The following is an 11,552-nucleotide window of genomic DNA, read 5'->3' on the forward strand; positions in this document are numbered from 1 at the left end:
GGGGCTGACAGCCAACATCTTTGTTGTCTGACAGGACGCAATCGCGAGCAAGCTCGCTCCCACAGTGTCTCAAGGATTGGGCCGGTTTATTTTCCTCAAAGAGTTTTTCGAGAAAGGAGTGACACCATGCTGGTGATGCGCCCCGCGCAAATGGCTGATCTGGGCGAGGTACAGCGTCTGGCTGCGGACAGCCCGATTGGTGTCACCTCCTTGCCGGATGATGTCGAACGCTTGAGCGACAAGATCGCCGCAAGCGAAGCGTCGTTTGCTGCCGAAGTCAGCTTCAACGGTGAAGAGAGCTACTTCTTCGTCCTTGAAGACACCGCCACCGGCAAACTGGCCGGTTGCTCGGCCATCGTTGCATCGGCCGGTTATTCCGAGCCGTTCTACAGTTTCCGTAATGAAACCTTCGTGCACGCCTCCCGCGAGCTGAAGATTCATAACAAGATTCATGTGCTCTCCCAGTGCCACGACCTGACCGGCAACAGCCTGCTGACCAGCTTCTACGTGCTGCCGGAGCTGGTCGGTTCGCCTTGGTCGGAACTCAACTCTCGCGGTCGCTTGCTGTTCGTCGCCAGCCATCCGGAGCGTTTCGCTGATTCGGTGGTCACCGAGATCGTCGGTTACAGCGACGAAAATGGCGACTCGCCGTTCTGGGATGCCATCGGTCGCAACTTCTTCGACCTCAACTACGCCGCTGCCGAACGTCTGTGCGGGCTCAAGAGCCGGACCTTCCTCGCCGAACTGATGCCGCATTACCCGATCTACGTGCCGCTGCTGCCGGACGCCGCCCAAGAGGCGATGGGCCAGGTGCACCCACGGGCGCAGATCACCTTCGACATCCTGATGCGCGAAGGCTTCGAGACCGATCACTACATCGACATTTTCGACGGTGGCCCGACCCTGCACGCTCGTGTCTCGGGGATTCGTTCGATTGCCCAGAGCCGTGTGGTGCCGGTGAAAATCGGTGAGCCGGTCAAAGGTGCCGGTCGTCAATACCTGGTGGCTAATGCGCAGTTGCAGGATTACCGCGCGGTATTGCTCGAGCTGGATTATGCGCCGGGCAAACCGGTAACCCTGGATCTTGAAGCCGCCGAGGCCTTGGGCGTCGGTGAAGGTGCCAGCGTGCGCCTGGTGGCGGTTTAACGCCTGCTTTTAATGTCTAGAAAGCAGAGAGTTTTTACGGGTGGCGTAAGCGGCCCGTTTGAGGAGATAGCATGATCGTTCGTCCCGTACGCAGCAGCGATTTACCCGCGCTGATCGACCTGGCCCGCAGCACCGGCACCGGCCTGACTACCTTGCCGGCCAACGAAGAGCGTCTGGCTCATCGGGTTGGCTGGGCTGAAAAGACCTTTCGCGGCGAAGCGGGGCGCGGCGACGCGGACTACCTTTTCGTGCTCGAAGACGATAACGGTCGCGTGGTGGGGATTTCCGCCATCGCCGGCGCTGTCGGCCTGCGTGAGCCTTGGTACAACTTCCGGGTCGGTCTGACGGTCAGCGCGTCGCAAGAGCTGAACATCTACCGTGAAATCCCGACGCTGTTCCTGGCCAACGACCTGACCGGTAATTCCGAGTTGTGTTCGTTGTTCCTGCACGCCGATTACCGTTCCGGCCTCAATGGCCGCATGTTGGCCAAGGCGCGGATGCTGTTCATCGCCGAATTCCCGCAGCTGTTCGGCAACAAGATCATCGCCGAAATGCGCGGTGTGTCCGATGAAGCCGGCCGCTCGCCGTTCTGGGAAAGTCTGGGTCGGCACTTCTTCAAAATGGAATTCAGCCAGGCCGATTACCTGACGGGCGTGGGCAACAAGGCGTTCATCGCTGAGCTGATGCCGAAATTCCCGCTGTACACCTGCTTCCTCTCTGAAGACGCGCGCAATGTGATCGGTAAGGTTCACCCTGACACCGAGCCAGCGCTGGCGATGCTCAAGAGCGAAGGCTTCAGCTACCAGGGTTACGTCGACATCTTTGACGCCGGCCCGGCCGTGGAATGCGAAACCGGCAAGATCCGTGCGGTCCGCGACAGCCAGGCGCTGGTGCTGGCCATCGGCACCCCGGGTGACGACGCCACACCATTTTTGATTCACAACCGCAAACGCGAAGACTGCCGGATCACTGCCGCTCCCGCACGCTTTGCCGCCGGTACCCTGGTGGTTGATCCGTTGACCGCCAAACGTCTTCAACTCAATGCCGGCGATCAAGTGCGTGCCGTGCCGTTGTCTGCTGCTCGGGAGTCGAAATAATGAATTCGCTATACATCGCCGGTGAATGGCTGGCGGGCCAGGGTGACACTTTCGAATCGTTGAATCCGGTCACCCAGCAAGTGCTGTGGTCGGGGCAGGGCGCCAGCGCTGCTCAGGTCGAGAGCGCCGTGCAAGCCGCACGTCAGGCCTTCCCGGCCTGGGCCAAACGTTCCCTGGAAGATCGCATCGGCGTGCTGGAAGCCTTTGCCGCCAGCCTGAAAAAACACGCTGACGAACTGGCTCACTGCATCGGTGAAGAAACCGGTAAGCCACTCTGGGAAGCCGCGACTGAAGTGACCAGCATGGTCAACAAGATCGCCATTTCGGTGCAGAGCTACCGCGAGCGTACCGGCGAGAAGAGCGGCCCGCTGGGCGACGCCACCGCAGTGCTGCGCCACAAGCCTCACGGCGTGGTGGCGGTGTTTGGTCCTTACAACTTCCCTGGGCATTTGCCGAACGGTCACATTGTTCCGGCGCTGCTGGCCGGTAACAGCGTGCTGTTCAAACCCAGCGAACTGACCCCGAAAGTCGCCGAGCTGACGGTCAAGTGCTGGATCGAAGCCGGCCTGCCTGCTGGCGTGCTGAACCTGCTGCAAGGCGCGCGTGAAACCGGGATCGCCCTGGCGGCCAATCCGGGTATCGATGGTCTGTTCTTCACCGGTTCCAGCCGTACCGGCAACCACCTGCATGCGCAGTTCTCCGGTCGTCCGGACAAGATCCTCGCGCTGGAGATGGGCGGCAACAACCCGCTGGTGGTCGATCAGGTCGCAGACCTCGACGCCGCGGTGTACACCATTATTCAGTCGGCGTTCATTTCTGCCGGTCAGCGTTGCACCTGCGCCCGTCGCTTGCTGGTACCGCAAGGTGCCTGGGGCGATACGCTGCTGGCGCGTCTGGTGGCGGTCAGCGCGACAATCGAAGTCGGCGCGTTCGATCAGCAACCGGCACCGTTCATGGGCTCGGTGGTTTCTCTGGCCGCTGCCAAGGCACTGATGGATGCGCAAGAACACTTGCTCGCCAACGGCGCCGTGTCGCTGCTGGAAATGACTCAGCCACAGGCTAACGCTGCGTTGCTGACCCCGGGCATTCTTGATGTGAGTGCGGTTGCCGATCGTCCTGACGAAGAGCTGTTCGGCCCGTTGCTGCAAGTGATCCGTTACGTTGATTTCGAGGCGGCGATAGCTGAAGCCAATAACACCCAATACGGTCTGGCGGCAGGTTTGCTGTCGGATTCCGAAGCGCGTTATCAGCAGTTCTGGCTGGAAAGCCGCGCCGGTATCGTCAACTGGAACAAACAGCTGACCGGCGCCGCGAGCAGCGCGCCATTCGGCGGTGTGGGTGCTTCGGGCAACCATCGCGCCAGCGCCTATTACGCCGCGGATTACTGCGCGTACCCGGTGGCCTCGCTGGAAACCCCAAGCCTGACCTTGCCGGCCGCCCTGACCCCTGGCGTAAAAATGGCGTGATGCCCAATCGCGAGCAAGCTCGCTCCCACAAGGGCGATGAAATCCCTGTGGGAGCGAGCTTGCTCGCGATGGCCGCGCCTCGGTCTTGAAGAACAGTTACTGAAGCCTATAACAACAGATTCTCGTGGAGCCTCGCTGATGAAATCCTATGAAGTCAATTTTGACGGTCTAGTGGGGCCGACCCATAACTACGGCGGTCTGTCCTACGGCAACGTCGCGTCCCAGAGCAACAGCCAGCAGTCTTCCAACCCGAAGGAAGCAGCGCTGCAAGGCCTGGCGAAAATGAAAGCGCTGATGGAAATGGGCTTTCAGCAAGGCGTACTGGCGCCGCAAGAACGTCCGGATGTTGGTGCACTGCGCCGCCTGGGTTTCAGCGGCACCGACGCACAAGTGATCGAGCAAGCCGCCAAGCAGGCGATGCCACTGCTGGTTGCCAATTGCTCGGCGTCGAGCATGTGGGTGGCCAACGCCGCCACGGTCAGCCCGAGCGCTGATACCGCCGACGGTCGCGTGCATTTCACCGCCGCCAACCTCAACTGCAAATATCACCGCAGCATCGAGCACCCGACCACCAGCCGCGTGCTAGGGGCGATGTTCGCTGACCAGAAACACTTCGCCCACCACGCAGCGTTGCCTGCCGTGGCGCAGTTCGGCGACGAAGGTGCAGCCAACCACACGCGTTTCTGCCGTGAGTACGGCGAAGCCGGTGTCGAGTTCTTCGTGTTCGGTCGCAGCGCGTTCGATACCCGTTACCCGGAACCGAAGAAGTACCCGGCGCGTCAGACTCTGGAAGCTTCGCAGGCGGTCGCCCGTCTGCACGGCTTGAGCGATGACGGCGTGGTCTACGCCCAGCAGAATCCAGCAGTGATCGACCAGGGCGTGTTCCACAACGACGTGATCGCGGTGGGTAACGGCGAAGCGCTGTTCTATCACGAGGATGCGTTCCTCGATACCGAGCAGTTGCTGGCGGAACTGTCGGCCAAGCTGGCCAAGCGTGGCGGTCAGTTCAAGGCGATCTGTGTGCCGCGTTCTCAGGTGTCGGTCGAAGACGCCGTGCGTTCTTACCTGTTCAACAGCCAGTTGCTGTCGCGCGCTGACGGTTCGATGCTGCTGATCGTGCCGCAAGAGTGCCAGAACAACCCGCGCGTCTGGCAGTATCTGCAAGAGCTGACCAGCTCTGGCGGCCTGATTCGCGAAGTGAAAGTCTTCGATCTCAAGCAAAGCATGCAGAACGGTGGTGGCCCGGCTTGCCTGCGGTTGCGTGTCGCACTGAATGAAACTGAGCTGGCAGCCGTCAACCCAGGGGTTATCATGACCCCGCCGTTGTATGGCACGCTGACCCAATGGGTCGACAAGCACTACCGTGACCGCATGACCGAAAGCGATCTGGCGGACCCACAATTGTTGCTTGAGTGCCGGACGGCACTGGATGAACTGACGCAAATCCTTAAACTGGGCGCGGTTTATCCATTCCAGATCAATTGAAAGCCCGCGTCCTGCTCATGAAGAGCCGGACGCGTTGCTTTATCTCCCGATGAGAACGTAATAATGAGCGATACCCTGCAGCTGATCCTTGAAGACACCGACGGCACTCAGCTGGAAACCTCTTGCACCCGCGTTGCGGTAATGTGGCAAGGCAAAGAGTTGTGGATTCAGCACGACGGCCGTGGCCAGCTGCTGATCGGCGTTGACGTCGAAGAAGGTGACGCTGAATACGCCAACCTGCTGCTGCGCCCATTGGCGACTAATCTGGTAAGTCTGCAACTGGAAATGGAACCGGCTGAAATCGGTGACGAAGACCACGTGCACGGCCCGGATTGCAAACACGATCACTAAGGAATTCGCTCTATGCTCGCCCTCGGCAAACTGCTTGAACTGACCCTCGCCGGTCGTGAACCGGCGGAGAAGACTCAACTGACTGTCGAAGGCGTGCGGATGCGCTGGCTGAGCGAAGGGGCGCTGGAAGTCCGGCCCCCCGAGGCTCGCGACAATGGCCTGGACTTGCTGTTGTCGGCCGGCATCCACGGTAACGAAACAGCGCCGATCGAGTTGCTCGATCGCCTGTTGCATGACATCGCCCGCGGAGAGTTGAAGCCGCGCGCACGTATTCTGTTCCTGTTCGGCAACCCCGATGCCATGCGCCGCGGTGAGCGTTTTATCGAGCAGGACGTCAATCGGCTGTTCAATGGCCGTCACGAACTCAGCAGTGGCTCTGAAGCACTGCGAGCCTGTGAACTGGAGCGCTTGGCGGCGAGTTTCTTCAATCTGCCCGACCGCGCCCGTTTGCACTACGACCTGCACACCGCGATCCGTGGCTCGAAGATCGAGCAGTTCGCGCTGTATCCCTGGAAAGAAGGTCGCCAGCATTCCCGTCATGAACTGGCCCGCCTGCGCGCTGCCGGCATGGAGGCAGTGCTGTTGCAGAACAAGCCGTCCATCGTTTTCAGTTCATACACCTACGACAAGCTCGATGCCGAGTCTTTCACCCTTGAGCTGGGCAAGGCCCGGCCGTTCGGGCAGAACGACGGGGTTAACGTTTCGCGTCTCGAAACCCTTCTGAAGCAGATCATCGAAGGCACCGAGCCGGAGTCGGCAGAAGAGAGCCTGGATGGCTTGCAGCTATTCAGCGTGGCGCGGGAAATCATCAAGCACAGCGACAGCTTCCACTTGAACCTGCCAGCGGACATCGAGAACTTCTCGGAGTTGAAAAAGGGTTATCTGCTGGCCGAGGACATCGCCCAGACCCGCTGGATCGTCGAGGAGGAGGGTGCGCGAATCATCTTCCCGAACCCGAAGGTCAAAAACGGCCTGCGCGCCGGTATTCTGATTGTCCCGACCACCGACGAAGACCTGGCCTGACCCGGACCCCAAGCCAAACCGAGAACCAATGTGGGAGCGAGCTTGCTCGCGATAGCGAGCTAACAGTCAACATCCTCGTTGAGTGTTAAACCGCCATCGCGAGCAAGCTCGCTCCCACAGGTTTTGTGTTTAGACGGCTACCGCGCGGTGCTCGCTACGACGCAAGGCACGCATCTTGTGCAGCGTGTCGGCGCAGGTCTTTGCCGCTTCCTGGCCCTTGTGCACGAAGTGCTCGAAGAAGAACTTCTGGTGCTCTTCGCCGGCATGGAAGTGGTGCGGGGTCAGCACGACCGAGAACACCGGCACTTCGGTTTCCAGCTGAACCTGCATCAGGCCGCTGATCACCGACTGGGCAACGAACTCGTGACGGTAGATGCCGCCGTCAACCACTAAGCCTGCAGCGACGATACCGGCATAGCGGCCAGACTTGGCCAGCAGCTTGGCATGCAGTGGAATTTCAAAGGCGCCGCCGACTTCAAAAAAGTCGATATCCGATTCCTGATAGCCCTGAGCGACCATCTCGCTGACGAAACCCTTACGGCTCTGATCAACGATTTCCTTGTGCCAGCACGCTTGGATAAACGCTACGCGCTCGCCCTGATGGTTTTTGCTTTTGCTATCGATTGCGGTGGGTTGCATCTGTTCTGACTCCTGTTTGTGTGAAAAACAGGGCGTTATGAATCGAATGGGATTTAAGGGTACGTGCAGGTCAGACGTGCAGAATATGCGCGTTGCCCACGGACGGCCCTTTGGTGCCAATCCCGTTCTCTCTTCATCCGGACTATGACCGTCGGCCCCGGGATCACACCGGGTCTGCTGACCTTGTCGTCACCTGTTGCCGAAGCATCAGAGACCCCAAGCGCTCGCGGGCTATGCGCATTGCGCGCAATTACCGCCGGTGGGGAGTTGCACCCCGCCCTGAGAACGTTTTGCTGCCAGGTTTTCTGGCGGCGGAGAGTTTTTAACACATATTTGTGGGCTGCGCATGGCTGCTTTCTGATGATATACATCGGTTTTTCCGTTGGCTTGAACCGGCTTTTCCGGTCCGGGCCTTGATTAATCGCGGCGTTGGCCGCAGTAATCCCCTTAGAAAGAGATTTCCCTTATCAGCAGCGACGTTAGCGTCCTATTCCGAGGCCTGATTCATGAGCGTTATCGATCTTCGTAGCGACACCGTCACCCAACCGACCGCAGGGATGCTCGACGCGATGGCCAACGCGGCCACCGGGGATGACGTCTACGGCGAAGATCCGACGGTCAATCAGCTTGAGGCTGAACTGGCCAGGCGTCTGGGCTTTGCTGCGGCGCTGTTCGTGCCGACGGGCACCATGAGCAATTTGCTGGGGCTGATGGCCCACTGCGAGCGCGGTGACGAGTACATCGTCGGTCAGCAGGCGCACACGTATAAGTACGAAGGCGGCGGGGCAGCGGTGCTGGGTTCGATCCAGCCGCAACCGCTGGAAGTTCAAGCCGACGGTTCGCTGGACCTGGCTCAGGTGGCAGCGGCGATCAAGCCGGACGACTTCCACTTCGCCAAGACCCGGTTGCTGGCGCTGGAAAACACCATGCAAGGCAAGGTACTGCCGCTGGAATATCTGGCGCGGGCTCGCAGTTTTACCCGTGAGCACGGTCTGTCGCTGCACCTGGACGGCGCGCGGTTGTACAACGCAGCGGTCAAGCTGGGCGTCGATGCGCGGGAAATCACCCGGCACTTCGATTCGGTATCGGTGTGCCTGTCCAAAGGCCTGGGCGCGCCGATCGGTTCGGTGCTCTGTGGTTCGACCGAGTTGATCGGCAAGGCCCGACGCCTGCGCAAGATGGTTGGCGGCGGCATGCGTCAGGCTGGCATCCTCGCAGCGGCGGGCTTGTATGCGCTGGATCACAACGTGCAACGCCTGGCGGATGACCACGCCAACGCACAGTTTCTGGCTGAAGGCCTGCGCGCGGCGGGGTATACAGTCGAACCAGTACAGACCAACATGGTTTACGTGCAGATGGGCGATAAGTGCGAAGCGCTCAAGGCGTTTGCCGGTGAGCGCGGGATCAAGCTCAGCGCCGCCTCACGTTTGCGTATGGTCACTCACATGGACGTCAACCGGGCGCAGATCGAGCAGGTGATCGCGACTTTCGTCGAGTTTTCTCAAAACTGAAGGTGTTAGCCGTCCAATTGACTGTCTGTATCGTACAAACACACTGTACCTGCACACTAACGCCGATATAATGCGGCCCTTTGCCGTCGCTTCGTCTGTTGACGATTCGTACAGGCCTTTGGCCGCAGTCTCCGTGGAAGAACCTAATGAAAAGCGCAGAAATCCGTGAAGCCTTCCTTCGCTTCTTCGAAGAGCAAGGCCACACCCGTGTAGCCTCCAGCTCTTTGATTCCGGGCAACGACCCAACCCTGCTGTTCACTAACGCGGGGATGAACCAGTTCAAGGACTGCTTTCTGGGCCAGGAAAAGCGCGCCTATACCCGCGCCGTCAGCAGCCAGAAGTGCGTTCGCGCTGGTGGCAAGCACAACGACCTGGAAAACGTCGGTTATACCGCCCGTCACCACACCTTCTTCGAAATGCTGGGTAACTTCAGCTTCGGTGACTACTTCAAGCGTGATGCGATCACCTACGCCTGGACCTTCCTGACCTCCGACAAGTGGCTGAACCTGCCGAAGGAAAAGCTCTGGGTCACGGTCTACGCCAGCGATGACGAGGCCTACGACATCTGGACCAAGGAAGTCGGGGTTCCGGCCGAGCGCATGGTTCGTATCGGCGACAACAAAGGCGCGCCATACGCGTCCGACAACTTCTGGACCATGGGCGATACCGGCCCGTGCGGTCCTTGCACCGAGATTTTCTACGATCACGGCGCCGACATCTGGGGTGGCCCACCGGGTTCGCCAGAGGAAGACGGCGACCGTTACATCGAGATCTGGAACAACGTCTTCATGCAGTTCAACCGCACCGCCGATGGTGTGTTGCACCCGTTGCCAGCGCCGTCGGTGGATACCGGCATGGGCCTGGAGCGGATCAGTGCCGTGCTGCAACACGTTCACTCGAACTATGAAATCGACCTGTTCCAGAGCCTGCTGAGCGCTTCGGCCAAGGCCATCGGTTGCACCAACGACAACCAGGCTTCGCTGAAAGTCGTGGCTGATCACATTCGTTCCTGCGGTTTCCTGATCGCCGACGGCGTGCTGCCGTCCAACGAAGGTCGCGGCTACGTGCTGCGCCGGATCATTCGTCGCGCTTGCCGTCACGGCAACAAGCTGGGCGCCAAGGGCAGCTTCTTCTATCAGATCGTTGGCGCACTGGTTGCCGAGATGGGTGAAGCCTTCCCTGAGCTGAAATCCCAGCAGGCGCACATCGAGCGCGTGCTGAAAGCCGAAGAAGAACAGTTCGCCAAAACCCTGGAGCAGGGCCTGAAGATCCTCGAGCAGGATCTGGCTGAGCTCAAAGGCGATGTGGTGCCAGGCGACGTGGTGTTCAAGCTGTACGACACCTACGGTTTCCCGATGGACCTGACCGGCGACATCGCGCGTGAGCGCAACCTGACCATCGACGAAGCAGGCTTCGAACGCGAAATGGAAGCCCAGCGCGTCCGTGCCCGTTCGGCCAGTTCCTTCGGCATGGACTACAACAGCCTGGTCAAGGTTGATGTGGCCACCGAGTTCACCGGTTACACCGCTCACAGCGGTTCGGCCAAAATCGTTGCTCTGTATAAAGACGGGCAATCGGTCGACGTGTTGAGCGAAGGCGAAGAGGGCGTAGTCGTTCTCGATCAGACGCCGTTCTATGCGGAGTCCGGCGGTCAGATTGGTGATTGCGGCTTCCTCCAGGCTGGCGCTGCGCGTTTCGACGTGCGCGACACCACCAAGACTGGCGGTGCGTTCCTGCACCACGGTGTGCTGGATTCGGGCAGCCTGACCATTGGCTCGCCGGTTGAGGCTCAGGTGGACGCTGATGTGCGTCACGCCACTTCGCTGAACCACTCCGCGACGCACTTGCTGCACGCTGCATTGCGCCAGGTGCTGGGCGAGCATGTTCAGCAGAAAGGCTCCTTGGTCGACAGTCAGCGTCTACGCTTTGACTTCAGCCACTTTGAAGCGATCAAGCCTGAACAGCTGAAAGCGTTGGAAGAAATCGTCAACGCCGAAATTCGCAAGAACTCCGAAGTTGAAACTGAAGAAACCGATATCGACACCGCCAAGCAAAAAGGCGCCATGGCGCTGTTTGGCGAGAAGTACGGCGACAGCGTGCGCGTACTGAGCATGGGCGACTTCTCCGTCGAGCTGTGCGGTGGTATCCATGCCAATCGCACTGGCGACATCGGCCTGCTGAAAATCATCAGCGAAGGCGGCGTGGCTTCTGGCGTGCGTCGTATCGAAGCGGTGACAGGCGCTGCAGCACTGGCTTACCTGAACGCTGCGGAAGAGCAACTCAAGGAAGCGGCCAACCTGGTCAAGGGCAGTCGCGATAACCTGATCGACAAGCTGTCGGCTGTGCTTGAGCGCAACCGTCTGCTGGAAAAGCAACTCGAGCAGTTGCAAGCCAAGGCCGCCAGTGCGGCGGGCGACTACCTGTCGGCTTCTGCCCAGGACGTCAAGGGCGTGAAAGTACTGGCCGTGCGTCTCGACGGTCAGGACGGCAAGGCGCTGCTGGCGCTGGTCGATCAACTGAAGAACAAACTCGGCCGCGCAGTGATCCTGCTCGGCAGTGTCCATGAGGAAAAGGTCGTACTGGTTGCAGGTGTAACCAAGGACCTGACTGGCCAACTCAAAGCCGGTGATTTGATGAAGCAAGCCGCTGCAGCAGTGGGCGGGAAGGGTGGTGGTCGTCCGGACATGGCGCAAGGCGGCGGTACCGACGCTGGCGCACTGGATGCTGCATTGGCCCTGACCGTGCCGTTTGTAGAGCAGGGTATTTAAGGCTGCGTGCCGAGCCCGTCGTCTAGTGGCGGGCTTCGCAGCTGTTTGAGTGATTAATGGGCGCCC

Annotated in this window: 9 protein-coding genes and 1 riboswitch; of the genes, 8 read left to right on the forward strand and 1 reads right to left on the reverse strand. The window is 60.0% G+C overall.

Annotated elements, in window-relative coordinates; genetic code table 11:
- Nucleotides 1-126: 126 nt before the first annotated feature.
- The 6 genes from aruF (at nucleotide 127) to astE (ending at nucleotide 6,568) form a co-directional block, all read left to right on the forward strand.
- Nucleotides 127-1,146, forward strand: a complete 1,020-nt coding sequence (gene aruF / locus AC1DIG_RS07040; RefSeq protein ID WP_477766704.1) for an arginine/ornithine succinyltransferase subunit alpha — start codon at nucleotides 127-129, stop codon at nucleotides 1,144-1,146.
- A 71-nt stretch (nucleotides 1,147-1,217) separates the two neighbouring features.
- The gene (astA, locus tag AC1DIG_RS07045; RefSeq protein WP_054593619.1) at nucleotides 1,218-2,243 is read left to right on the forward strand and encodes an arginine N-succinyltransferase; all 1,026 of its coding nucleotides are present in this window, start codon (nucleotides 1,218-1,220) and stop codon (nucleotides 2,241-2,243) included.
- Complete coding sequence (astD, locus tag AC1DIG_RS07050) at nucleotides 2,240-3,709, forward strand: succinylglutamate-semialdehyde dehydrogenase (RefSeq protein WP_477766793.1); 1,470 nt, start codon at nucleotides 2,240-2,242, stop codon at nucleotides 3,707-3,709. Before astA ends, astD begins: the two co-directional genes overlap by 4 nt.
- 138 nt (nucleotides 3,710-3,847) lie before the next feature.
- Nucleotides 3,848-5,194 (forward strand): N-succinylarginine dihydrolase, encoded by a 1,347-nt coding sequence (astB, locus tag AC1DIG_RS07055; RefSeq protein ID WP_477766705.1) that lies wholly within the window; start codon nucleotides 3,848-3,850, stop codon nucleotides 5,192-5,194.
- Between the two features lie 63 nt (nucleotides 5,195-5,257).
- Entirely contained in the window at nucleotides 5,258-5,545 is a 288-nt protein-coding gene (locus AC1DIG_RS07060) for a hypothetical protein (RefSeq protein ID WP_019693158.1), read from the forward strand.
- A gap of 12 nt (nucleotides 5,546-5,557) precedes the next feature.
- A complete protein-coding gene (gene astE, locus AC1DIG_RS07065) occupies nucleotides 5,558-6,568 on the forward strand; it encodes a succinylglutamate desuccinylase (RefSeq protein WP_477766706.1) in 1,011 nt (336 codons plus the stop codon).
- A 129-nt stretch (nucleotides 6,569-6,697) separates the two neighbouring features.
- Here astE and AC1DIG_RS07070 read toward each other — a convergent pair whose 3' ends face one another.
- The gene (locus AC1DIG_RS07070) at nucleotides 6,698-7,207 is read right to left on the reverse strand and encodes a 6,7-dimethyl-8-ribityllumazine synthase (protein WP_103318651.1); all 510 of its coding nucleotides are present in this window, start codon (nucleotides 7,205-7,207) and stop codon (nucleotides 6,698-6,700) included.
- A 120-nt stretch (nucleotides 7,208-7,327) separates the two neighbouring features.
- A riboswitch (FMN riboswitch) is annotated at nucleotides 7,328-7,498 on the reverse strand.
- A gap of 215 nt (nucleotides 7,499-7,713) precedes the next feature.
- Here AC1DIG_RS07070 and ltaE point away from each other — a divergent pair.
- Entirely contained in the window at nucleotides 7,714-8,718 is a 1,005-nt protein-coding gene (gene ltaE, locus AC1DIG_RS07075; protein ID WP_477766707.1) for a low-specificity L-threonine aldolase, read from the forward strand.
- A gap of 146 nt (nucleotides 8,719-8,864) precedes the next feature.
- Entirely contained in the window at nucleotides 8,865-11,486 is a 2,622-nt protein-coding gene (gene alaS, locus AC1DIG_RS07080) for an alanine--tRNA ligase (RefSeq protein WP_477766708.1), read from the forward strand.
- Nucleotides 11,487-11,552: the final 66 nt, after the last annotated feature.

It is taken from the genome of Pseudomonas sp. 05N431 (assembly GCF_056397005.1).

Excerpts from the sequence above, each read along its gene's own strand:
- aruF (WP_477766704.1), top strand. The coding sequence starts at position 127 with ATGCTGGTGATGCGCCCCGCGCAAATGGCTGATCTGGGCGAGGTACAG.
- astA (WP_054593619.1), top strand. The coding sequence starts at position 1,218 with ATGATCGTTCGTCCCGTACGCAGCAGCGATTTACCCGCGCTGATCGAC.
- astB (WP_477766705.1), top strand. The coding sequence starts at position 3,848 with ATGAAATCCTATGAAGTCAATTTTGACGGTCTAGTGGGGCCGACCCAT.
- AC1DIG_RS07060 (WP_019693158.1), top strand. The coding sequence starts at position 5,258 with ATGAGCGATACCCTGCAGCTGATCCTTGAAGACACCGACGGCACTCAG.
- astE (WP_477766706.1), top strand. The coding sequence starts at position 5,558 with ATGCTCGCCCTCGGCAAACTGCTTGAACTGACCCTCGCCGGTCGTGAA.
- AC1DIG_RS07070 (WP_103318651.1), bottom strand. The coding sequence starts at position 7,207 with ATGCAACCCACCGCAATCGATAGCAAAAGCAAAAACCATCAGGGCGAG.
- ltaE (WP_477766707.1), top strand. The coding sequence starts at position 7,714 with ATGAGCGTTATCGATCTTCGTAGCGACACCGTCACCCAACCGACCGCA.
- alaS (WP_477766708.1), top strand. The coding sequence starts at position 8,865 with ATGAAAAGCGCAGAAATCCGTGAAGCCTTCCTTCGCTTCTTCGAAGAG.